We start from the raw sequence: 22309 nt of genomic DNA on the forward strand, positions 1-22309 counted from the left end.
CGTGGCCCGTTCGCCGCAAAAGACCAAGACATCCGCTTCGGGGAACGCCATCACCGCCGACCTCGTCGCGGTGCTGGTCGCCGTCACCGAGGGCACGCCGAAGATCATGACCATCGCCGGCGGCGCGGCGCTGCCGAGCGGCCCGTTCGAGTTCAGCCACCGCTCGCTGCAGACCGCGCTCAGGGCCTGGGTCGAGACCCAGACCGGCCACCCGCTCGGCTATGTCGAGCAGTTGTACACCTTCGCCGACCGCGGCCGCTCCGGCGATATCAAGGGACCGCACAGCGTCTCCATCAGCTATCTCGGCCTCACGCGCGAGGATCAGGTCGGCGAAGGCTTTGAGGCGCACTGGTCCGGCTGGTACGACTATTTCCCCTGGGAGGACCACCGTGCCGGCGCGCCGGCCTTCATTGCCAAGCTGATCACGCCGAAGCTGAAAGCCTGGGCGAAATCGGCGCCGTCGCCCGTTCTGCAGCGCGAGCGCTGGCAGCGCTGCGCCATCACCTTCGGCCTCGATGAGCGCGACTGGAACGAGGAGCTGGTGCTGCAGCGCTACGAGCTGCTCTATGAGGCCGGCCTGATCCCGGAGGCCGGACGCGCGCATGGCCGCGACACCGCCGTCGCGCCGGGCAAGCCGATGACCGCGGATCATCGCCGCATCCTTGCTACCGGGCTCGCCCGGCTGCGCGCCAAGATCAAATACCGACCGGTCGTGTTCGAGCTGATGCCGGCCGAGTTCACCCTGCTGCAACTGCAACGCAGTGTTGAGGCGCTCGCAGGCCGGCTGCTCCACAAGCAGAATTTCCGCCGCCTCATGGAGCAGCAGGAACTCGTTGAAGAGACTGGCGCAATGGCCGCGGATACCGTCGGGCGGCCGGCCAAGCTGTTCCGCTTCCGCCATGGCGTCCTGGCCGAACGGGCGGTCACCGGCACCAAGCTCCCGCTGTCGCGCACTTGACAGACCTTATGCTCAGGATAAGTATAAGCCATCTTATGCTCACGGAGAGTATAAATGGCCAGTCCCAACGCCGAACTGCTCGAGCGCACCGCGCCGCTGTATGAGCGCGTCAAGCGCGTGATCCCGCCCTTCGAATGGGCCACCTTCGCCGAGGACGTCGATGCGATCCTCGCGCTGAAACGCCGCCGCAACGCGGTGGTGCTGGCGCATAATTACCAGACGCCGGAGATCTTCCACGGCGTCGCCGACATCGTCGGCGACAGCCTCTTGCTGGCGCGCGAAGCCACCAAAGTCGATGCCGACGTCATCGTGCTCGCGGGTGTGCATTTCATGGCCGAGACGGCAAAGCTGCTCAATCCGGCCAAGACCGTGCTGATCCCCGACCTCAGGGCCGGCTGCTCGCTGGCGGACTCCATTACGGCAGCCGACGTGCGGCTGATGCGCGCGCGCTATCCCGACGCGCCTGTGGTCGCCTATGTCAACACCTCGACCGCGGTGAAGGCGGAGTCCGACATCTGCTGCACCTCAGGCAACGCTCTGAAGGTCGTGGAATCGCTCGACGCCGAGCGCGTCATCATGCTGCCGGATGAGTATCTGGCGCAGAACATCGCCAAGCAGACCAGCAAGAAGATCATCGCCTGGAAGGGCCATTGCGAGGTGCATGAGCTGTTCACCGCGGACGACGTGCGCCAGTTGCGCGAAAATTACCCCGACGTCACCGTCCTGGCGCATCCGGAATGCCCGCCTGAGGTGGTCGCTGAAGCGGACTTTGCGGGATCGACGGCCGCGATGCAGTCGTTCGTCGAAACCAGGCGGCCGCCGCGCGTCGTGCTGCTGACGGAATGCTCGATGAGCGACAACATCGCGGCCCGTAATCCCGATGTCGACTTCGTCCGCCCCTGCAATCTCTGCCCGCACATGAAGCGGATCACGCTGAAGAACATCCGTCACGCGCTGGAGACCAATCAGCACGAGGTCACGATCGATCCTGAGATCGCCGAGCGCGCGCGCAAGAGCGTGGAAAGGATGCTGGCGATATGAGCACCGACATCTCCGATCTGACCGGCCGCCCGGTCATCATCGGCGGCGGCGCCGCCGGGCTGATGACCGCGCTCGAGCTCGCCCCCGAACCGGTCGTGCTGCTGTCGAAATCGCCGCTCGGCGCCGAGGCCTCCAGCATGTGGGCGCAGGGCGGATTTTCCGCCCCCGTCGGCGCCGACGACAGCCCTGCCCTGCATCTTGCTGACACGCTCGCAGCCGGCGCCGGCCTGTGCGACGAGGCCGCCGCGAGCCGGATCGTTCACGGAGCGCCTGATGCCGTCGAGCGCCTGGTCAAGCTCGGCGTCGGCTTCGACCGGCGGGCCGATGGCAGCTGGCGGCTCGGGCTGGAAGCCGCGCACGGCCGCAACCGCATCGTGCACGCCACCGGCGACGGCACCGGACGCGAAATCATGCGCGCGCTGATCGCGGCCGTCCGGCGCACGCCGTCGATCACGCTGCTGGAAGGCGTCGAGGCGCGGCGGCTGCTGGTCGAGGACAATGCGATCCGTGGCGTGCTGGCGGCGAATGATCGCGGCCCACTGACGATTGCCACCAACCGCGTCGTGATCGCGACCGGCGGCATCGGCGGGCTGTTCGCCGACAGCACCAATCCGGGCGGATGCTTTGGCCAGGGCCTCGCGCTCGCCGCACACGCCGGCGCAACGCTCGCCGATCTCGAATTCGTCCAGTTTCACCCGACCGCCTTCGACGGGCCGTCGCGGCCGATGCCGCTGCTCACCGAGGCGATCCGCGGCGACGGCGCGCTGCTGATCGACGAGACCGGGCAGCGCTTCATGGCCGACCAGGTGGGCGCCGAGCTCGCGCCGCGCGACATCGTCGCGCGCGCGGTGTGGCGCCACCGCGCCGCGGGCCACCGCACCTTCCTCGATGCGCGCCAGCATCCGGGCGCCGATTTTGCGCAGCGCTATCCCGTGATCAGCGCGTTTTGCAAGATGGCGGGCATCGATCCGGCGCATGATCCGATCCCGATCCGCCCCGCAGTGCACTACCACATGGGCGGCATCGCGGTTGACGGCGCAGGACGCAGCAGCGTGCAGGGCCTGTGGGCCTGCGGCGAAGCCGCACGCACCGGATTGCACGGCGCCAACCGGCTCGCCAGCAACTCGCTGATGGAAGCGATCGTTTGCGCGCGGTGGGTCGCCGAGAGCATCGGCGGCGTGAGCGCCGGTCCACGTGCGATGTTGCGCGAGGAAGCTGCGCCGCCCGCTGCCGACCCCTCGGCGGTGCGCCCGATCCTGACCCAGGGGCTCGGCGTGCTGCGCGACCGTGATGGGATCGAGCGTGCCATCCTCAGCCTTTATCCGTTTGCGCGCGGCCCGGGCGCGGCGTCCGACGCGGCCCTGGTCGGACTGATGATCGCGGTCGCCGCCGTCAGGCGCGAGGAAAGCCGTGGCGGACATTTCCGCACCGACTTTCCGGAGACCGCATCCTCGGCCGTGCCGTCGTCCCTTACCCGCACAGAAGCGCTCGCCGCTGCGCGCGCCATCGTCGAGTTCAATCCATTCGTCAGGAGTGCCCTGTCATGACCCTCAATCCGCTGTTGCCGCTGATGTACGAGCCGGTCGTGCAGACCGCGCTGCGCGAAGACCTCGGCCGCGCCGGCGACATCACGGCCGACGCGATCGTGCCGGCCGGCCAGCAGGCCCGGCTGGTGATGCGGGCGCGGCAGCCCGGCGTCGTCGCCGGGCTCGACGTTGCGCGCTCCGCGTTTCAGATGGTCTCGCCGGCCATCGAACTTCGTGCCGAGCGCCCCGACGGCAGCGCCGTCGAACCGGATCAGGTAATCGCGATCATCGACGGCCCGGCCCGCAGCCTGCTCACCGCGGAGCGCACCGCGCTCAACTTCCTCTGCCACCTCAGCGGCGTTGCCACCGCCACTGCGACACTCGTGAAGGCGGTCGCGGGCACGCGTGCGCAGATCGTCTGCACCCGTAAGACCACGCCGGGATTGCGCGCCCTGGAAAAATACGCGGTCCGCGCCGGCGGCGGCGGCAATCACCGCTTTGGGCTCGACGATGCCGTGCTGATCAAGGACAACCACATCGCGCTCGCCGGCGGCATCCGCACCGCGATCGAGCGCGCCAAGGCCAATGCCGGTCACCTCGTCAAGATCGAGGTCGAGGTCGACACAATCGCCCAGCTCGAGCAGGCGTTGGCGCTCGGCGTCGATGCGGTGTTGCTCGACAACATGACGATCGAGCAGATGGCGCAGGCCGTGACGATGGCGCGCGGCAAGGCGATCACCGAGGCGTCGGGCCGGATCACCGCGGCGACGGCGCCCGCGATCGCCGCGACCGGCGTCGACCTGATTTCGGTTGGCTGGGTGACCCACAGCTCCGCCGCGCTCGATATCGGGCTCGACTATCTGTCGTGAAGGATCGGCCGGGGCTGAAGGATCAGCCGGGCTGGCCGGCCGGAACGAGGTTCGGCTGATCCCGTTCGGTCCGCCGCGCGGCGAACCGCTCGGCCTGCAGCACCGCGAGCGTCAGTACGACGATCGCGACCGCCTGATGCGTCAGCGCCAGATCGATCGGCACCTGATGCAGCAACGTCAGGATGCCGAGCGTCGCCTGCAGCGTGATGGCCGCGACCAGCCACCAGGCGCCCGCGATCACGCCGCCGCCGGCGCGCGAGCGCACCGCATCGACGGCGTGCAGGATCGCCAGCGCAAACAGCAAATAAGCGGTCATGCGGTGCTCGAACTGCACCGTCAGCGCGTTGTCGAACAGATTGCGCCACCACGGCGTCTCGAACCAGAGACGGTCGGCCGACGGAATCAACGAGCCATCGATCTCGGGCCAGGTGTTGAAGACCTTGCCGGCGCGCAGCCCTGCGACCAGCGCGCCGAAATAGAGCTGCACGAAGGTCAGGATCAGCAGCACCGCGCTGGTGATCTTCAACCTGACCGGCGCGATCAGCGGCGGACGCTCGGTCAGCCGCCGCAGCGTCCAGACGATCGCTGCGAAGATCAGCAGTGCCAGCACCAAGTGCGTCGCCAGCCGATACTGCGAGACCTCGACGCGCTGGGTCAGGCCGGACGCCACCATCCACCAGCCGACCGCGCCCTGCAGCGCACCGAGCCCGAAGATGAACCACAGCCGCCGGCCGAGTTCGCCGCTGACCGTGCCGCGCCACAGGAAGTACAGGAACGGCAGCAAATAGGCGACGCCGATGAAGCGGCCGAGCAGCCGGTGGCTCCACTCCCACCAGAAGATCGTCTTGAACTCGTCGAGCGTCATGCCGGCATTGAGCTCGCGATATTGCGGGATGGCCTTGTAGCCCTCGAAGGCCTGCGTCCACTGCGCCTCAGTCAGCGGCGGCAGCGTGCCGGTCACCGGCTTCCATTCGACGATCGACAGGCCGGACTCGGTGAGCCGTGTGGCGCCGCCGACCAGCACCATCAGCGCGATCAGGGCGGCGACGGCCAACAGCCAGACCCTGACCGCACGGAGCTGCGACGTCTTTGCGGAAATACCGGCCATTTCGCCCTGACTTGATTGGATTTTCGCGCCCCTTATAGTCCGCCCCGCAAGCCGCGCAAGCGCCGCAGGGATCACGAGTTTACCACAATAAAGCCATGGCCATACGCACCCGCAAACTGCTCGGAACCATCTTCCTTTTGATCCTGGTCGTGGTGTGGTCGCTGCTCGGCATGACGGTGGCGCAGACGCCGTGGCTGGCCAATTCGGGGCTGCTGCAGGCGATCTTCTACGTGGTGGCAGGGCTCGGCTGGGTGCTGCCGGCAATGCCGATCGTCTACTGGATGTCGCGGCCCGACCCGACCTAGGTGGTGTGGACACTTACCGCAGCCAGAGAATGATGGCTGCGAGGGTGACGACCGCCCGATAATTTCGGGCGGTCTTTTCGAAGCGGGTTGCGACGCGGCGGAATTGCTTGAGCTTTGAGAAGCAGCATTCGACGAGGTGGCGCTGGGCATAGAGATACTTGTCGAGCGGATGCTTGAGCGCTCGTGACGGGTTGTTGGGGATGACGGCGAGCGCCCCTTTGGCTGCGATGGCTTGGCGCAAGTGATCGGCGTCATAGGCCGTGTCGCCCATGACCACCTCGGCAGGCAATCCCTCGATCAATTCGGCAGCTTGCGGTGCATCGCCCTTCTGACCCGCGGTGATCGTGAACCGTACGGGACATCCCAAGCCGCGAACGGCCATATGTATCTTGGTGCTCAGGCCGCCGCGCGAACGGCCAATTGCCTGATCTTCAGACCCCCTTTTTTGGCCCCGGCAGCATGCTGATGGGCTCGGACGATGGTGGAATCGACGATCAAATATTCGAAGTCGGGGTCATCGGACATCGCCTCGAAGATGCGGCACCAGACGCCTTTGGCGCTCCATCGACTGAAGCGCCGGAACACGCTGTTCCAGTCCCCGAACGCCTCCGGAAGATCACGCCAGGGAGCGCCCGTACGCACGATCCAAAGCACACCCTCCACGAACATCCGATTGTCGCGGCCGGTCGAGCCCTTCTGGTCAGGCCGGCCTATGATCAGCGGCGCCATCCGCTCCCACGCCGCGTCGCTCAACACCAGCCGATCCATCACACCCAAGACTGCCTCCCCAAAAGCAATCTTGAATCTGATTTGCCCCTAAAAGGGAATCCCTAGAGTCCACACCACCTAGAGGATGCTCAGCTCGCGCGCGCTCCGCGTCGGTTGCACCGGCGCGAACATCATGCCCGACAGCAGCACCCGCATCATCCGCAGCGAGCGCTGCCGTCCGTCCCAGGCGATGCGCGGCAGCGCGTAGAGATTGGTGCGGCCCTGCGCCCCGACGATGCCCGGGATCGTCGACACCGCGCTGGCAAAGCCGGCCTCCTCCGCCATGAGCACATGCGCACGGTGGAAGGCGTCGCGATCGCCGAACGGAAACGCGAAATGGCTGACCTGCCGCCGCAGCGCGCTCTCCGCCACCGCCTTCCCCATCGCGATCTCGCGCCGCGCATCAGCGTCCTTCAGGGTCGACAGCGCCGGATAGTTCACGGTGGCGCAGCCGAACGACACGTTGCCGTCCGCCGCCAGCTTCGTCACATCCGCCCAGTCCAGCGACATATTGCGCGATAGCTGCGCGAGATCGACCGCATAGCGCCTGCCGAGATCGTTGATGGCAAGCGACCGGTCGGACGGCGATAGCCGGCGCATCCAGTCGTAGAGGAAATCGAACAGCTGGTATTTGTCCGACAGGCTGGAGACCTCGAAGTGCCGCTCGCCGCCGTCGATCATCAGGCCGATGCGGCTCTCGCGCGCGATCACGTCCTCGAGCGCGAGCCACCACGCTTCACCGACGCCGTCGGGAAACGCCGTCGGCAGATACACCGTGAAGGGAACGCGGTGGCCGGCGAGCACCGGATAGGCATGCGTGATGAGATCCTTGGAGGCGCCATCGAAGGTCAGGCAGGCAAAGCGCCGCTTCTCCGGCAGCGTCACCGCGCGGCGGCACGCCTCGTCGATGCCGACGATGTCGTAATTCCAGCGCTTCAGCGCCTGGATGGTCCGGTGCAGGAATTGCGGCGTGATCTCGCGGGATTTCAGCGGCTGGAACCGGGCCCGGCGCGGCGGGCGGACCCGTTCGAAACGCAGGATCACGCCGGCGCCGCCGACGTCACGCGGCGTCCAGCGGAATGCGCCGCTGAAATACGCGAGCTCCATCCGAGCCCGCCGCAAAAACCCGCTATCCGACGCCACGGTCGCACGTCCCCTGCGGTTCCCCGCGCACCGCCAACGCATTGTTCTTACTCTTTGTTGACATTTCCCTGCGAAGGTCGGCCTCAGCCGAGGACTGTATATCAATACCTATAACAATTCGGGTTTCGAGATGACCATGGCTGCGGCAATCGAAGGCCAGACGGCAACCACGCGGACATGGTCGAATGCGATCCGCATCGCCGGTGTCGACATCTTCCACGATCTCACTGCGGCCGAAGCGGTCTGGCGCGGCCTCGAGACGCCGCAACACTCCTACACCCCCTATCAGCGCTTCGACTTCCTCGCTGCCTGGCAGCGCCAGGTCGGCGAGCGCGAGGGCGCGCGCCCCTTCATCGTCGTCGCCCACGACAGCGAGCGCCGGCCGCTGCTGCTGCTGCCGCTGGCGATCGAGCAGCGCCTCGGCGCGCACTGCGCGAGCTTCATGGGCGGCAAGCATGCGACCTTCAACATGGGGCTTTACGACAAGGATTTCGCCGCCAACGCGACCGAAGCCGATCTCGCAGCCCTGATCGGCTTGATCGCGGAGCGCTCCCGCCTCGATGCGCTGGCGCTGCATCAGCAGCCGCTGCGCTGGCAGGACCTGCCGAACCCGCTGTCCCTGTTGCCGCACCAGGCCTCGGTCAACGATTGCCCGCTGCTGGTGATCGAGCCGGGCGCGGCACCGGCGACGCTGGTCAGCAATTCGTTCCGCCGCCGCCTCAAGGGCAAGGAGCGCAAGCTGCAGGCGCTGCCCGGCTATCGCTATCACGTCGCGACCGAGAGCGCCGACGTCTGCCGCCTGCTCGACTGGTTCTTCCGCGTCAAGCCGCAGCGCATGGCCGAGCAGAAGCTGCCCAACGTGTTCGCCGAGCCCGGCGTCGAGCAGTTCATCCGCGCCGCCTGCCTCGCGCCGCGCGCCGACGGCAAGGGATACGCCATCGACATCCATGCGCTGGAATGCGACGAGGAGGTGATCGCGATCTTCGCCGGCGTCGCCGACGGCCATCGCTTCTCGATGATGTTCAACACCTACACGATGTCGGGCAATTCGAAATACAGCCCCGGCCTGATCCTGATGCGCGACATCATCGATCGCCATGCCGGCGAGAACTATCGCGCGCTCGACCTCGGCATCGGATCGGACGAGTACAAGCGGCTGTTCTGCAAGGACGACGAAGCGATCTTCGACAGCTTCATCCCGCTCAGCCTGCGCGGCCGGCCGGCGGTCAGCGTGCTCTCCGGCATCAACCGCGCCAAGCGCGCGGTGAAGCACAACCCGGCTTTGCTCGAGATCGCGCAGAACCTGCGCAGCATGTTCCGCTGAGCCTTCAGGCCTCCGGCTCGGCACGGCCGTTCGGATCGCCGAGCCGCTTCATCGCGTCGAACACCAGGGCCGCCGCCGGCGACAGCGCGCGGGCGCGGAGCTTGATCAGCCCGTAGCTCTCCAGCATGAGCTGATCGCCGATCTGCAGCATCTTGAAGCGCTGCCGGTCGACCAGGTCGAACATCAGCATCGGGACCGGCACGATCGCATCGATCCCAGCCGCGATCCCAACCGAGGCAAGAAACGACTCGGTGTTGATGACCCGGCGCGGCGGCGTCAGGCCGCGGCTGAGGAACAGCCGCTCGACCCCTTGCCGCATGAAGGATTCCCGCGGCTGACATATCCACTGCTGCTCGACCATGTCGGCGAGATCGACGCTGTTGCGTAGCGCCAGCGGGTGTTCGGCGCGAACCAGCAGCGCCGCCTCCTCGGCGCCGATCTCGTGATACTCGAACTGCCCAGGATCGACGCCGGCGGGAATCCTGGCCACCACGAAATCGAGCTCGAGCGCACGCAGGCGCGCGATCAGCGGCGGACTGGTGGAAACATCGAGCGAGATGTTCACCCGGTTGAGCTTCTCGCCGAGATATTGAATGACGTCGACGACGAGGTCGATGCTCGGCTTGGCGACCGTGCCGACGGACACCGTGCCGAGCTCGCCGGACTTGTAGCCCGCGAATTCGTCGGTGACCTGATCGAGATCGGCCAGCACGCTCTTGCCGCCGCGGATCAGGATCGCGCCATAATCCGTCGGCTCGACGCCGCGCGCAGTGCGTTCGAACAGCGGAACCCGCGCCAGCGCTTCGATCTCGGCGAGCATCTTCGAGGCCGCGGACTGGGTGATGTTGAGGCGTTCCGCGGCCAGTTGCAGCTTGCGCTCGGCATCCAGCGCGACCAGCAGGCGCAATTGGCGCAGTTTGAGATTCTTGATCACGACTCCGTCACCTACTCGCCCCGGCAAGGTTCCCGCGTTCATGCCGCGACGCATCATGACAGTTTCGCCGTGGCTCCATTCCCAAATGCCATTAGTCACGCGCCCATCGATTACACAACAATGACCGGAACACTTGCAAGGGCAAGCCGACGGACCGCTGCTGGTACATCAATGCGCCGCATTTGACATGCGGCGTCAGCGCGCGCCGAGCCAACAATCAGAAAGGGATGGAAGCGATGACCGACGATGTCGAGAAGCGCGCGATCGGGAAAATGATGCGGCGGCTGATCCCGTTCCTGATCCTCTGCTACTTCGTGGCCTATCTCGATCGCGTCAATGTCGGCTTCGCCAAGCTGCACATGAACACAGCGCTCGGCCTCAGCGAAGCGGCCTACGGGCTCGGCGCCGGCCTGTTCTTCGTCGGCTACTTCTTCTTCGAGGTGCCATCGAACATCCTCTTGGAGCGCTTTGGCGCGCGGCGCTGGATCGCCCGCATCATGATCAGCTGGGGCATCGTCTCGGCGGCATTCGCCTTCATCCCGTCGATGTCGGCGGCGACTGGCCTGTCGAACGAATGGATCTTCTACTTCCTGCGGCTGTTGCTCGGCGCCTGCGAGGCCGGCTTCTTCCCCGGCATCATCTTCTATCTGACGCTCTGGTTCCCGAGCGTCTATCGCGCCCGTGTCATCAGCCTGTTCATGCTCGCGATCCCGATCTCGAGCATCATCGGGTCGCCGATCTCTGGACTGCTGCTCAATCTGTCGGGGCTCGGCCTGCACGGTTGGCAGTGGCTGTTTGTCCTGGAGGCGCTGCCATCGGTTTTGGTCGGCTTCGCCGTGCTGATCCTGCTGCCTGACTTCCCGCGCCAGGCGCACTGGCTGCGGCCGGACGAGATCAAGTGGATCCAGACCACGCTCGATTTCGAGCGCCAGCAGACCGAGGCCGTTGAGCACATTTCGGTGCTGCAGTCGCTCACCGATTCGCGCGTCCTTGCCTGCGCGCTGGTGTATTTCTGCCTCAACGCCGCGAGCTACGGCGTCGCGTTCTTCCTGCCGACCATCATCAAGGCGTTCGGCGTCACCGATACCCAGACCGGCCTGATCGCGGCCCTGCCTTTCATCTTCGGCGCCATCGGCATGGTGCTGCTCGGCCGCCATTCCGACCAGACCGGCGAGCGGCGCTATCATGTCGCCGCGGCGCTGACGCTCGCTGCGGTCGGCATCGGCCTTGCCGGGCTGGTGTCGAGCCCGGTCCTGATCGTTGCCCTGCTCTGCCTCGCCCAGATCGGCGTGTCATCGGTGCCGCCGATGTTCTGGCCGATGCCGGCCAGCATTTTGACCGGCGCCTCGGCCGCGGCCGGCATCGCCGCGATCAACTCGCTCGGCAATCTCTCGGGCTTCGCCGGCCCGTTCGCGATGGGCTATCTGAAGGATTTGACCGGCGGCTTCACCGCAGGCCTGTTGCTGCTCGCCGTGATCGGACTGATCGGCGCGCTGGTCACGATCCGGCTGCGGATCGATCCGGTCCTCGAACGATCCGCGCGCCAGCCGGTGCTGGCGCACTGACGTCGGTGGCGGTTAGGCCGCCACCACCCGCATGCCCGGCGCGACCGGCTCCAACGGCGGGCACGGCTTGCTCAGCATCGTGACGTGGGCGAAGCCGACGGACTTGAGCTGATCTACCATCAGCCGACGCGCATCCTGCGCCATCGCCGCGTCCGGCACCACGACGGCTTGCGCCTGCGCGGTCAGCAATTCGGCCGGCAGGTCGACCGCCGAGCCGGCGTCGAGCAGCACGTGGTCGTAGACCCGGAGCAGCGCATCGATCGCGAGCGTCAGCCGCGGCGATTGCAGATGGGCGCGATCGAACCCAGGCCGCCCGGCACTGACGAGTTGGACGCGCGACTGCCGGTCCTTGGTGATGATCTGCGCAAAGGTCGCCTCGCCCTGCATCAGTTCGGCGAGTCCCGGCGCGGCCGGATCGACCGAGGCCGCGGTCAGCGTCGGCGACGACGCCACGAGATCGACCACCACGACCTTGGCCTGCTGCCCCATCAGCCGCGCCAGCGCCAGCGCCGTCGACGTGACGCTTTCGGCGGCCGCGGTGCCGAGGATGGTGACCTTGTGCGCGGCGGGCCCGGCTTCGACCAGACGGCTTGCGACCTCGTCGATTTCGCCGGCCAGCGCCGCGGGCACCGCCGGCGGCTCGCCGACCGCGCGTGCCGGCGCCGCAGCGGGCTCCGGCGGCAATTCGGGCGCCGTGGGAAGGTCGGGCTGGAGCGAAAACTTCGGCTCCGGCGTCTCGACCATCGGCTCCAACACCGGATCGATCACCGGCTCGCGGCGCTTGACCGTCGCTGCCACCGCGCGGCTGACCGCGGCCCCCGGCGCCGACATCCGCAGCAGCTCGCCGGTGATGATGATGCCGGAGGACAGCAGCAGCGTCGCGATGGTCGCGATCAGCACGATCGGCAGCTTCTTCGGATAGGCCGGCGTGTTGGAGACCGTGGCGCGCGAGATGATGCGGCCGTCGGTCGGCGCGGCCTCGATGTTTTCGCGCGCCGTCGCCTCGCGATATTTGGCGAGATAGGCTTCCAGCAGGTCGCGCTGCGCCTTCGCCTCACGCTCCAGCGCGCGAAGCTGCACGTCCTGGCTGTTGCTCGAGGAGGCCTGCTTCTTGGACTGGTCGAGGCTCTTCTGCAGCTCACCGACCCGATCGCGCGCCAGGCGGGCATCGTTGTCCAGCGAACGCGAGATCTTGCCGGCCTCGTCGCGCAGCTGCCGGTCGTAATCGGCGACCTGGGCCTTCAATTCCTTGATGCGCGGATGATTGTCGAGCAGCGTCGACGACTGCTCGGCGAGCTGCGCGCGCACCGCGGCGCGCAGCTCGGCAAAGCGCCTGATCGTGTCCGAGTTGAGCACTTCGGACGCCTCGATCGGCTTGCCGCTCTGCAGCATCTCGCGGATCAGCCGCGCCTTGGTCTCGCTGTCCGCCATCAGCACGCGGGCATTGTTGAGCTGCGTGTTGAGCTCGCCCATCTGCTGGTTCGATAGCGGGATGTTGTTGTTGCCGACGAACAGGCTCGACTTCGAGCGGAATTCCTCGACCCGCGAATCCGCATCCGCGACCTTGCCGCGCAGCTTGTCGATCTCGCCGAGCAGCCAGGTGCTGGCCGACTTGGCCTGATCTTGCCGCGCCGCCTGCTGCAGCACGAGATAGCCGTCGGCGATCGAGTTGGCGACGCGCTCGGCGAGATCGGGATCCTCCGACTGGAATTCGACGACGATGACGCGCGACTTGTCGACCGCAAAGGCCTGGAAGCGCTCGTAATAGGAATCGAGCACCCGCTCTTCCGGCGTCAGCGTGAACGGGTCGCGGCCGATGCCGAACAGCGCGAGCACCGACTTCAGCGGCGAGAAGCCGCGCAGCACCGGATCGAACTCCGGGCGCTCGGCGAGCTTGTTCTGCTTGATGATCTGGCGGGCGAGATCGCGCGACAGCAACAGCTGCACCTGGCTGGTCACGGCTTCCGCGTCGAGCGAGGTGCGCTCGAGGTCGCGCTCGCCGTTCGGCCGCAGGAAGGCATTCTCGCGATTGTCGACCAGGATGCGCGCTTCCGACTTGTAGCGCGGGGTCACGACGTTGACGGCGGCGAGCGATACCGCAAACACCAGCACGGTGGGAATGATGATCCAGGCGCGCCTGCGCGCCAGTGCGCTGCCAAGCACATGCAGATCGAGATCGCCGGCCTCGGATGCGCGCGCCGGCTTGGCGGCGGCTTCAGTTGAAGCCGGCCTTGCAATGGGCTCGCCGGCAACGGGCGCAGATTTCGGCAACGCCCGCTGCACGACGGCCTTCTCCTTGCCAATACGCCAAAATGCAAAACGCATCACACAACTCCCGCGGACGCCGCGACTCGGCCTCAACGGAGGCGATTACAGTCCATTAAGGTTGCTGCTGGGTTAATCGGGCGCTCCGGGGTCCAGCCCCGGGGAGCAATTCCCTCACGCTTTGTTAACCATGAGCGCGGTTAATCGGAGCCGAAATTTCTTGCGGGATTCCTCATATGCGCGGTCTGCGCACTCCCACCGTTTGCCTGATTGCCGCGCTCGTATTGTCGGGCTGCATGGGGCGCACTGCGCCGGTCGCCGTCGGCCCGGCCCCTGGCCTTGATTCCATGGCCTATGCCGGGCCCGCCCCGATGGCTGCCGCCTATGCCGAGCCCGGCCCGGCCGGCGATGGCTACCATCTCGGCCCCGGCGACAAGCTCCGCGTCGTGATCTACGGCCAGGAAGGCCTCACCAACACCTACGTGCTCGATGCCGCGGGCGCGATCACCCTGCCGTTGATCGGCTCGGTGCCCGCGCGCGGCCGCACGCCGGCCGGGCTCGCGAGCGAGATCACCGCCAAGCTGCGCAACGGCTATATCCGTGAGCCGTCGGTGGCGGTCGAGATCGAGGCCTATCGTCCGTTCTTCATCCTCGGCGAAGTCCAGGCGCCCGGCCAATATCCTTACGTCCCCAACATGACGGTGGAGAGCGCGGTCGCCATCGCCGGCGGCTTCTCGCCGCGCGCCAAGCGCGATGCCGTCACCCTCACCCACACCGACGCATCGGGGTCGGGCCGCTTCGTGGTTCCGCTCGGCACGCCGATCGGCCCCGGCGACACCGTGTTCGTCAGCGAACGCTGGTTCTGATCGATGGCCCAAGAATCGATGGCCCAAGAATCGATTGCCCAAGAGCAGACCCAGGAACCGCCGCTCCGCATCCTGCATGTCGTCCGCGCGCCGGTCGGCGGCATCTTCCGTCACATTCTCGACGTCGCCAACGGCCAGATCGCACGCGGCCACCATGTCGGTATCGTCGCCGACAGCCTGACCGGCGGCGCGCGGGCCGAGGCGGCGCTTGCCGAGATCGAGCCGCGTCTGAAGCTCGGCGTGCGCCGCGTGCCGATCCAGCGCGAGCCGCGGCTGGCCGATGCCGCGATCTGGGCGCGCATCTCCGGCCTGATCCGAAAACTGAAGCCCGACGTCGTGCATGGTCACGGCGCCAAGGCCGGCGCCTATGTCCGGCTGCGGCGGCGTTCGAAGAAGGTCGTCCGGGTCTACACGCCCCATGGCGGCTCGCTGCATTACCCGCTCGATACGCTGAAGGGCAGGTTCTACGGCCAGCTCGAACGCACGCTGATGAACAGCACGGATCTGTTCCTGTTCGAGAGTGCGTTTGCCCGCAACACCTACCAGCGCACCGTCGGTGTGCCGACCGCAGGCGTGGTGCACTGCGTCTTCAACGGCGTCACCGCGGAGGAATTCGAGCCTGTCGCCAAGGCCGACGACGCCACCGACGTGGTCTATGTCGGCGAGTTCAGGCACATCAAGGGCGCCGACCTCCTGATCGATGCGGTCGCAAAGCTGCGCGCCGAGGGCAAGCCGGTGACGCTGACCCTGGGCGGCGACGGCGAGGAGACCGAGCGGCTCAAGGCGCAGGTCAAGCGGCTCGCGCTCGGCGATGCCGTCCGCTTCATCGGCCACGTCAAGGCGCGCTACGGCTTCTCCAAGGGCAGCCTGCTGGTGGTGCCCTCGCGCGGCGATTCGATGCCCTATGTGGTGATCGAGGCCGCGGCGGCCGGGGTTCCGATGATCGCCGCCAACGTCGGCGGCATCCCGGAAATCTTCGACACCCACACCGACGCGCTGTTCGCGCCCAGCAATGTCGGCGCGATGGCGGATGCGATCAAGGCGGCGCTCGACGATCCGGCCGCGACCGCGGCGCGAGCGCAAAAATTGCGCGAGCGGATTTCCGAACATTTCTCGCAGAGCGCGATGGTCGAGGGCGTGCTGGCCGGCTACCGCGATGCCTTTGCCAAACATTAACCATTCCTTGCAGACGTAACCGTTTCTTCCGATTTGTCCCTTTAAGTCACGTCCGGGGGAATTTCGCCGCTGCTCCCGCATGCCCATGTGCATGCGCAGGAATGGACGTGGACACGTGGAACCGCTTAACGCACGCTCGATGCTGGATGCCGCTGCGTCGGCAACGGCCGCTCAGCCGCAAGTCGAACGACGCCGGCGCCTGTCGCCGGCCGCACTCGCCGTCACCAACCAGAAAGTTCGCGGCGCCTACTCGCCGGTCGTGATCGCCGGCGTGGTCCGGGTCGCCGATTTCGTGCTGCTCAGCCTGGTCGGCGTCGCCCTCTATCTCGCTTACGTGATGCCGCAGGCCGGCTTCTACTGGGGATACATCGCGGCGATCCTGGGCATGTCGCTTGCCGCGGTGATCTGTTTCCAGGCCGCCGACATCTACCAGGTGCAGATCTTCCGCGGCCAGCTCCGCCAGATGACGCGGATGATCTCGTCTTGGACCTTCGTCTTCCTGCTGTTCATCGGCGCATCGTTCCTCGCCAAGCTCGGCGGCGAGGTGTCGCGGGTCTGGCTGTCGTCCTACTTCTTCGCCGGCCTGGCGGTATTGATCGCTGAACGCCTCGTGCTGCGCTCGATGGTGCGCGCCTGGGCGCATGACGGCCGGCTCGACCGCCGCACCATCATCGTCGGCGCCGACCAGAACGGCGAGCAGTTGATCGAGGCGCTGAACGCCGAGGACGACACCGACATCCACGTGCTCGGCGTGTTCGACGACCGCAATGATGGCCGCGCCATGGATACCTGTGCCGGCTCGCCGAAGCTCGGCAAGGTCGACGACATCGTTGAGTTTGCCCGCCGCACCCGGGTCGACCTCGTGCTGTTCGCACTGCCGATCTCGGCGGAGATCCGCATCCTGGAAATGCTGAAGAAGCTGTGGGTGCTGCCGGTCGACATCCGCCTGTCGGCGCACACCAACAAGCTGCGCTTCCGCCCCCGCTCCTACTCCTACCTCGGCAAGGTGCCGACGCTCGACATGTTCGAGGCGCCGATCACCGACTGGGATCTGGTGATGAAGTGGCTGTTCGACCGCGTTGCCGGCGGCCTGATCCTGCTCGCGGCATTGCCGGTGATGGGACTGGTCGCGCTCGCGGTCAAGCTCGACAGCCCGGGCCCCGTGCTGTTCCGGCAGAAGCGCTTCGGCTTCAACAATGAGCGGATCGACGTCTACAAGTTCCGCTCCCTGCATCACCATCAGGCCGACCCCACCGCCTCCAAGGTCGTGACCAAGAACGACCCGCGCGTGACACGTGTGGGCCGTTTCATCCGCAAGAGCTCGCTCGACGAGCTGCCGCAGTTGTTCAACGTCGTGCTGAAGGGCAATCTCTCTTTGATCGGTCCGCGTCCGCACGCGGTGCAGGGCAAGCTGCAGAACCGCCTGTTCGACGAGGCCGTCGACGGCTACTTCGCGCGCCACCGCGTCAAGCCCGGCATCACCGGCTGGGCCCAGGTCAACGGCTGGCGCGGCGAGGTCGACACCGACGAGAAGATCCAGAAGCGCGTCGAGTTCGATCTCTATTACATCGAGAACTGGTCGGTGCTGTTCGACCTCTACATTCTGTTCAAGACCCCGTTCTCGCTGCTGACCAAGAACGAGAACGCGTACTGAGCCCGACCGGATCGACCCGGCGTCATTGCGAGCGAAGCGACGCAATCCATGGCGCAGCCCGGGGATAGATGGATTGCTTCGCTGCGCTCGCAATGACGGGCGTGAGTGCATCTTGTTGTAGCGTTGCGTGAGTATCCGATGGCCTATGCGGCGACAGCCGGAACGTCCTATTCGCCGATCGCGGCGTCCCCCGGCGTGCTGGCGCTGCAGCGGGCGCTGGTCTGGCTGGCCGGCGCGTCCGGCGCCATCGTGTTCATCGAGCCGAGCCCCTATGAACTCGTCACGCTGACCGCGAGCCTGCTGTTCTTCGCCACCGGCCTGCGGATGCGGCTGGTCTTCATGCCGCTGCTGTTCGCGCTGATCGTGCTCAACGTCGGGTACAGCATCGGCGCGGTGCCGTTCCTCGACAAGCCGGAGGTCGTGACCTGGGTCTTCACCTCCTGGTACATGGCCGTGACCGTGATCTTCTTCGCCATGGTGATGTCGGAAGACACCGAGGCGCGGCTCGACATGCTGCGCCGCGGGCTTTTGGTCGGCGCGATGATCGCGTCGCTCGCCGGCATCGCCGGTTACTTCCGTCTGGTGCCCGGCGGCTACGACCTGCTGACGCTGTATGACCGCGCCCGCGGCACCTTCAAGGATCCGAACGTGCTCGGCGCGTTTCTCGTGCTGCCGGCGCTGTTCGCGCTGCAGAGCGTGGTCTCGGACCGTTTCGGCAAGGCGTTCCGCAACGCCATCGCCTTCGGCATCATCTCGCTCGCGGTCCTGCTGTCGTTCTCCCGTGCCGCCTGGGGCGGCCTGGTGCTGACGTCGGTGTTCATGCTGGCGCTGATGGTGCTGACCAGCCGCTCGCAGGCGCAGCGCTCGCGCATCATCGTGATGACGCTGGTCGCGGTGATCCTCGCGGTCGCGCTGGTTGCGGTGCTGCTCTCGATCGGCACGGTCGCGGATATGTTCAAGCAGCGCGCGAGCTTCGACCAGAGCTATGACGAAGGCCGCTTCGGCCGGTTCGGCCGCCACATCCTCGGCGCACAGATGGCGCTGGAAATGCCGTTCGGCATCGGGCCGCTGCAATTCCACACCTACTTCCCCGAGGACACCCACAACTCCTTCCTCAACGCCTTCATGTCGGGCGGCTGGCTCTCCGGCGTCTGCTATCCGGCGCTGGTGTTCGTCAGCGTGATCGTCGGCTTCCGCTACGTGTTCATGCGGGTGCCGTGGCAGCGCTCCTATCTGGCGGTGTTCTCGGCGTTCCTCGGCACCGTCGCCGAGAGCTTCATCATCGATACCGACCACTGGCGGCACTTCTGGATGATCCTCGGCACGATGTGGGGCATGTACGCGGCGGCCGAGCGCTATCGCGCGACGTCGGCGCCAGCGCCTGGAGCATGATCCGGAAAAGTGTGAAGCGGTTTTCCGAAAAGATCATGCTCAAACTAAAGAGCTAAAGCGCGATGATGCTTCAACCTGATCTCATCGCGCTTTAGCGCCGAGGCTTCGGCGGCATCTTGAGGCTGGCGCGCTGCTCCGGCGGGGTGTCGATCACGACCTTCAGCGCCTCGGTCGCTTCCAGCACGCCCTTGTAGCCGTCATTGGCAAAGCGCAGCAGCAGGCGCAGCTCGTCGTCGCTATAGGCGCTCCACAGCCGGTACATCGCCTCCTGCATCGGCACGTAGAACTTGCCGATCTCGGCGGCCTTTTCCTCCACCACCGAGATGAAGACCTTGCGCCGGTCGCTCTCGTCGCGCTCGCGGCGCACGTAGCCGGCCTTCTCCAGACGGTCGACCACGCCGGTGATGGCGCCGGTGGTCAGTCCCGTCACCTCGGCGAGGCGCCCCGCGGTCACCCGCCCCTCGAGGTGGAGGATGTCCATGCATTCCATGTCGGAATTGGAAATTCCGGCCATGTTCGCAACGGCTTGGCCATACATCACGCCCTGCGCCGACGACCGCCGCATCGCCTCTTCGAGTTCCTGCATCAGCACCGCACGCGAGTCCGCTCTTGACAAGCCCGATCCTCTACCTTACGAGATTGATATCTTAGTTACTAAGAAGATTAGCAACTGATCTTTCCTAACTCACATCGACGCATGGAGCAAGGCATGACCCGACGTCCCCGTAAAGCTCTGATCATCGGCGCCGGTATCGCAGGTCCCGTGGCCGCAATGTTCTTGAAGCGCGCCGGCATCGAGGCCGAAATCCACGAGGCCTGGCCCTACTCCACCGGGAGCGGCGGCGGGCTGCAGATCGCGCCGAACGGCATGCACGTGCTGGCGGAGCTCGGGCTCGCCGACGAGCTGATCCGTCGCGGCTCGATCGCCGAATCGTTCGACTTCTATTCGCAAGCCGGCAAGAAGCTCGGCTCGCTCAACCGCAACATGCAGCAGCGCTTCGGCCAGCCCGCGGTCAACATGTGCCGCGCGACGTTGAACGAAACGCTGGTCGACAAGGCCTGGTGCTCGAACGTCTCGGTGTATTTCGAGAAGCGCCTGGTCAAGATCGAGGATCGCGGCGACCAGCCCGTGATCGCCTATTTCGCCGACGGCACGACCGCCGAGGGCGATTTCGTAATCGGCGCCGACGGCGTCCATTCGGTGGTGCGACGGCACGTGATCCCTGACGGCCCGACGCCGTTCGATACCGGGCTGATCGGCTTCGGCGGCTTCGTGCCGCGCGCGATGATCGAACGCCTGCCGATCGGTCAGCGGGTCGAGACCACGTTCGGACAAAGCGGCTTCTTCGGCTACGCCCTGTGCAGCCCCGATCCCGAGGCCGGCGCGATGTGGTGGAGCACGCAGCCGTCGCACGGCATGACCGCGGCGGCCTACCGCCTGCAGAGCCAGGCCGCGATCAAGCAGCACCTGCGCGATTTCCACGCCGGCTGGCACGATCCGATTCCCGCGATCATCGAGGCGGCCGAGAACATCGTGGTCACCGACACGCTCGACGTCGCGACGCTGCCGACCTGGTCGCGCAAGCGGACGCTGCTGATCGGCGACGCCGCGCACGCCACCAGCCCGCATGCCGGCCAGGGCGCGTCGCTGGCGCTGGAGGACGCGTTGCGGCTCGGCGCGTTGATGCGCGAGGGCCAGGAGCTCGGCCAGACCTTCCAGGCCTTCGAGCACGAGCGGCGCCCGCGCGCCGAGAAGATCGTGGCGCTCGCCCGCCGCAACGGCAACAGCAAGCGCGAGTTCAGCCCGACCGGCGCCTGGCTGCGCGATCACATGCTGAAGCTGTTGCTGCCGGTTTCGTCGAAAGCCATGGATTTCATGTACGCGTATAATCCGCGCGCGGCGTAGGCGTTGCTGTCATGCCCCGCGAAGGCGGGGCATCCAGGACGCCGAGGCCTCTCGGCTCAAGCTCAACCGTCTCTCGAATACTGGATCGCCCGGGCTTGTCCCGGGCATCCACAGCGCGTCCGCACAATTTCGGAATTTTGGAAGAATAAGGCTGACTTGCCCGACGTGTCAAGTCGCCTGTCGCCTGCCGTCCGTCACCGGTTACCGTCGTCCCGGCCACCGGCTACTTTGCATGGGGTTGTTTTTCGGGTTTTGGGGGCGCGGTGAAAAAACCTACTTCTCGACCGCGAACGTCAGCCCGGCGTGATCGACCAGCCGCTTGATCAGCTTGTGCTGCATGGCGGCGCCCGGGGTCCAGAATCCGGCAGCAACGTCCGGCGTGTCGCGCAGCAGGCAGATCGCGCATTCGGAAATCATCTTCGAGGTCGAGCCGTAACCGGGATCGCGGTCGCCCTTGATGCCGGCGCGGACCGCGCGGCCGTCCGGCGCGATGGCGAGATAGAGCAGGTCGTAGCGGCCGTTCTCGCGCTCTTCCTTTGACGGCCCCTCGCCCGGCTTCGGCGCGCTAGGACCGGTCTTCTCGGCGTTCAGCGCCATCACCTTCTTGGCGTTGGCCTCGCCCTTCTCGCCGCGGCCGGTGAGCACCATCTCGTCGTAGACGAACTCCTTGCCGTAGGGAAAACCCATCAGCATGTTGGAGCGGTGGACGTTGCGGGTGTTGATCAGCGCCATCATGAACGGCGCCGCCCAGGATTGCAGGTCCTCCTCATAGGCCGGCTTGCTGCCGCGCGGCTGCTTCGGTCCGTCAAAACCCGGCGTCAGCGCGAACGGGTTGTTCAGGATGGCGATGAGGCTGAGATCCTTTGCAACCGCATCGAATGTCGCCTTGGCGCTCGCCGCAGTGCCGCCGGACAGCGTCCCGCGCATGTCGCGCACCCGGCCTTTTACGCGTGGCGCCGGCGCGCCGAACACGCGCTTGGCCTCGTCCTGCACGAACAAGGTGCCGAGCTCGAACGGAACCGAGTCGAAGCCGCAGGAGAACACGATGCGTGCGCCGCTCGCCTTCGCCGCGGCTTCATGCTTGTCGATCATCTGCCGCATCCAGACCGGCTCGCCGCAGAGATCGAAATAGTCCGTTCCGGTCTCGACGCAGGCCGCGATCAGCTCATTGCCGTAGAGCTGATACGGGCCGACCGTCGAGATCACCGACTTGGTTTGCACGACCATCGCTTTCAGCGCGGCGGCGTCGCTTGAATCGGCAACGATCAGCGGCGTATCGGCGGGCGCGCCGATCGCGTCGCGGACCGCGGCGAGCTTGTCCTTGCTGCGCCCGGCCATCGCCCATTTCAGGCCGCCGTCGCGATAATGCGCGGCGAGATATTCGGCGACGAGCTGGCCGGTGAAACCGGTGGCGCCATAGACGACGATGTCGAGTTGCGGCGAGGCCATAGGTCAGGTTCCCTGCGGAGCGAACTGGCGCCCTTTTGTCACCGCGGGCGCGACAGTGCA

General features: G+C 66.4%; 19 protein-coding genes. 12 read left to right on the forward strand and 7 right to left on the reverse strand.

Annotated elements, in window-relative coordinates:
- Position 1: 1 nt before the first annotated feature.
- From XH93_RS23290 to nadC, 4 genes are read left to right on the forward strand one after another with little or no spacing between them, the layout of a single operon-like run.
- Complete coding sequence (locus XH93_RS23290) at positions 2 to 958, forward strand: hypothetical protein (RefSeq protein ID WP_194469291.1); 957 nt, start codon at positions 2 to 4, stop codon at positions 956 to 958.
- Between the two features lie 54 nt (positions 959 to 1012).
- Entirely contained in the window at positions 1013 to 1999 is a 987-nt protein-coding gene (nadA, locus tag XH93_RS23295) for a quinolinate synthase NadA (RefSeq protein WP_194469292.1), read from the forward strand.
- Positions 1996 to 3546: an L-aspartate oxidase gene (locus tag XH93_RS23300; RefSeq protein ID WP_194469293.1), complete on the forward strand. Its 1551-nt coding sequence runs from the start codon at positions 1996 to 1998 to the stop codon at positions 3544 to 3546. Before nadA ends, XH93_RS23300 begins: the two co-directional genes overlap by 4 nt.
- On the forward strand, positions 3543 to 4394 hold the full coding sequence (gene nadC / locus XH93_RS23305) for a carboxylating nicotinate-nucleotide diphosphorylase (protein WP_194469294.1): 852 nt from the start codon (positions 3543 to 3545) through the stop codon (positions 4392 to 4394). The genes XH93_RS23300 and nadC overlap by 4 nt, the downstream gene beginning before the upstream one ends.
- A 22-nt stretch (positions 4395 to 4416) precedes the next feature.
- Here nadC and XH93_RS23310 read toward each other — a convergent pair whose 3' ends face one another.
- A complete protein-coding gene (locus XH93_RS23310) occupies positions 4417 to 5502 on the reverse strand; it encodes a COX15/CtaA family protein (RefSeq protein ID WP_194469295.1) in 1086 nt (361 codons plus the stop codon).
- 95 nt (positions 5503 to 5597) lie between these two features.
- Here XH93_RS23310 and XH93_RS23315 point away from each other — a divergent pair, with 95 nt between their 5' ends.
- A complete protein-coding gene (locus XH93_RS23315; RefSeq protein ID WP_194469296.1) occupies positions 5598 to 5807 on the forward strand; it encodes a DUF2842 domain-containing protein in 210 nt (69 codons plus the stop codon).
- Between the two features lie 13 nt (positions 5808 to 5820).
- On the opposite strand, the gene XH93_RS43115 is transcribed toward XH93_RS23315, so the two are convergent.
- Together XH93_RS43115 and XH93_RS23325 are read right to left on the reverse strand one after the other, a co-directional pair.
- Positions 5821 to 6584 (reverse strand): IS5 family transposase gene (locus XH93_RS43115; protein WP_139860511.1). Its coding sequence is split into 2 segments (ribosomal slippage): positions 5821 to 6246 and positions 6249 to 6584, totalling 762 coding nucleotides; the frame shifts between segments, so codons are not numbered across the junction.
- A 69-nt stretch (positions 6585 to 6653) separates the two neighbouring features.
- The gene (locus tag XH93_RS23325; RefSeq protein ID WP_246799277.1) at positions 6654 to 7682 is read right to left on the reverse strand and encodes a polysaccharide deacetylase family protein; all 1029 of its coding nucleotides are present in this window, start codon (positions 7680 to 7682) and stop codon (positions 6654 to 6656) included.
- Between the two features lie 166 nt (positions 7683 to 7848).
- On the opposite strand from XH93_RS23325, the gene XH93_RS23330 reads away from it, so the two are divergent.
- Positions 7849 to 9042, forward strand: coding sequence for a GNAT family N-acetyltransferase (locus XH93_RS23330; protein WP_194469298.1), 1194 nt, complete (start codon positions 7849 to 7851; stop codon positions 9040 to 9042).
- A 4-nt stretch (positions 9043 to 9046) separates the two neighbouring features.
- On the opposite strand, the gene XH93_RS23335 is transcribed toward XH93_RS23330, so the two are convergent.
- On the reverse strand, positions 9047 to 9976 hold the full coding sequence (locus XH93_RS23335; RefSeq protein ID WP_139483199.1) for a LysR family transcriptional regulator: 930 nt from the start codon (positions 9974 to 9976) through the stop codon (positions 9047 to 9049).
- Positions 9977 to 10203: 227 nt separating this feature from the next.
- Here XH93_RS23335 and XH93_RS23340 point away from each other — a divergent pair, with 227 nt between their 5' ends.
- Positions 10204 to 11541 (forward strand): MFS transporter, encoded by a 1338-nt coding sequence (locus tag XH93_RS23340; RefSeq protein ID WP_194469299.1) that lies wholly within the window; start codon positions 10204 to 10206, stop codon positions 11539 to 11541.
- A 12-nt stretch (positions 11542 to 11553) separates the two neighbouring features.
- Here the strand turns inward: XH93_RS23340 and XH93_RS23345 are convergent, their stop codons facing one another.
- Positions 11554 to 13866 carry an exopolysaccharide transport family protein gene (locus XH93_RS23345; protein WP_194469300.1) on the reverse strand — a complete coding sequence of 771 codons (2313 nt, stop codon included), beginning with the start codon at positions 13864 to 13866 and terminating at the stop codon, positions 11554 to 11556.
- A gap of 176 nt (positions 13867 to 14042) precedes the next feature.
- On the opposite strand from XH93_RS23345, the gene XH93_RS23350 reads away from it, so the two are divergent.
- The 4 genes from XH93_RS23350 to XH93_RS23365 all read left to right on the forward strand — a co-directional run bounded on the left by XH93_RS23350 (position 14043) and on the right by XH93_RS23365 (position 18894).
- Positions 14043 to 14672 (forward strand): polysaccharide biosynthesis/export family protein, encoded by a 630-nt coding sequence (locus XH93_RS23350; RefSeq protein WP_194469301.1) that lies wholly within the window; start codon positions 14043 to 14045, stop codon positions 14670 to 14672.
- Between the two features lie 18 nt (positions 14673 to 14690).
- Entirely contained in the window at positions 14691 to 15848 is a 1158-nt protein-coding gene (locus tag XH93_RS23355) for a glycosyltransferase family 4 protein (protein ID WP_194469302.1), read from the forward strand.
- Between the two features lie 115 nt (positions 15849 to 15963).
- Positions 15964 to 17502 carry an undecaprenyl-phosphate glucose phosphotransferase gene (locus XH93_RS23360; protein ID WP_194469303.1) on the forward strand — a complete coding sequence of 513 codons (1539 nt, stop codon included), beginning with the start codon at positions 15964 to 15966 and terminating at the stop codon, positions 17500 to 17502.
- Between the two features lie 138 nt (positions 17503 to 17640).
- Positions 17641 to 18894 (forward strand): O-antigen ligase, encoded by a 1254-nt coding sequence (locus tag XH93_RS23365; RefSeq protein WP_194469304.1) that lies wholly within the window; start codon positions 17641 to 17643, stop codon positions 18892 to 18894.
- 91 nt (positions 18895 to 18985) lie between these two features.
- On the opposite strand, the gene XH93_RS23370 is transcribed toward XH93_RS23365, so the two are convergent.
- Positions 18986 to 19459: a MarR family transcriptional regulator gene (locus tag XH93_RS23370; protein ID WP_229176550.1), complete on the reverse strand. Its 474-nt coding sequence runs from the start codon at positions 19457 to 19459 to the stop codon at positions 18986 to 18988.
- Positions 19460 to 19603: 144 nt separating this feature from the next.
- Here XH93_RS23370 and XH93_RS23375 point away from each other — a divergent pair, with 144 nt between their 5' ends.
- Positions 19604 to 20800 carry an NAD(P)/FAD-dependent oxidoreductase gene (locus XH93_RS23375; RefSeq protein WP_194469305.1) on the forward strand — a complete coding sequence of 399 codons (1197 nt, stop codon included), beginning with the start codon at positions 19604 to 19606 and terminating at the stop codon, positions 20798 to 20800.
- Between the two features lie 273 nt (positions 20801 to 21073).
- Here XH93_RS23375 and XH93_RS23380 read toward each other — a convergent pair whose 3' ends face one another.
- On the reverse strand, positions 21074 to 22249 hold the full coding sequence (locus XH93_RS23380) for a trans-acting enoyl reductase family protein (protein ID WP_194469306.1): 1176 nt from the start codon (positions 22247 to 22249) through the stop codon (positions 21074 to 21076).
- Positions 22250 to 22309 lie beyond the last annotated feature (60 nt).

This window comes from Bradyrhizobium sp. CCBAU 51753, assembly GCF_015291565.1.
Taxonomy (GTDB): domain Bacteria; phylum Pseudomonadota; class Alphaproteobacteria; order Rhizobiales; family Xanthobacteraceae; genus Bradyrhizobium; species Bradyrhizobium ivorense.

Coding starts and splice junctions, on each gene's coding strand:
- nadA (WP_194469292.1), top strand. CDS start 1,013: ATGGCCAGTCCCAACGCCGAACTGCTCGAGCGCACCGCGCCGCTGTAT.
- XH93_RS23300 (WP_194469293.1), top strand. CDS start 1,996: ATGAGCACCGACATCTCCGATCTGACCGGCCGCCCGGTCATCATCGGC.
- nadC (WP_194469294.1), top strand. CDS start 3,543: ATGACCCTCAATCCGCTGTTGCCGCTGATGTACGAGCCGGTCGTGCAG.
- XH93_RS23310 (WP_194469295.1), bottom strand. CDS start 5,502: ATGGCCGGTATTTCCGCAAAGACGTCGCAGCTCCGTGCGGTCAGGGTC.
- XH93_RS23315 (WP_194469296.1), top strand. CDS start 5,598: ATGGCCATACGCACCCGCAAACTGCTCGGAACCATCTTCCTTTTGATC.
- XH93_RS23325 (WP_246799277.1), bottom strand. CDS start 7,682: ATGGAGCTCGCGTATTTCAGCGGCGCATTCCGCTGGACGCCGCGTGAC.
- XH93_RS23330 (WP_194469298.1), top strand. CDS start 7,849: ATGACCATGGCTGCGGCAATCGAAGGCCAGACGGCAACCACGCGGACA.
- XH93_RS23340 (WP_194469299.1), top strand. CDS start 10,204: ATGGAAGCGATGACCGACGATGTCGAGAAGCGCGCGATCGGGAAAATG.
- XH93_RS23345 (WP_194469300.1), bottom strand. CDS start 13,866: ATGCGTTTTGCATTTTGGCGTATTGGCAAGGAGAAGGCCGTCGTGCAG.
- XH93_RS23350 (WP_194469301.1), top strand. CDS start 14,043: ATGCGCGGTCTGCGCACTCCCACCGTTTGCCTGATTGCCGCGCTCGTA.
- XH93_RS23355 (WP_194469302.1), top strand. CDS start 14,691: ATGGCCCAAGAATCGATTGCCCAAGAGCAGACCCAGGAACCGCCGCTC.
- XH93_RS23365 (WP_194469304.1), top strand. CDS start 17,641: ATGGCCTATGCGGCGACAGCCGGAACGTCCTATTCGCCGATCGCGGCG.
- XH93_RS23370 (WP_229176550.1), bottom strand. CDS start 19,459: ATGCGGCGGTCGTCGGCGCAGGGCGTGATGTATGGCCAAGCCGTTGCG.
- XH93_RS23375 (WP_194469305.1), top strand. CDS start 19,604: ATGACCCGACGTCCCCGTAAAGCTCTGATCATCGGCGCCGGTATCGCA.
- XH93_RS23380 (WP_194469306.1), bottom strand. CDS start 22,249: ATGGCCTCGCCGCAACTCGACATCGTCGTCTATGGCGCCACCGGTTTC.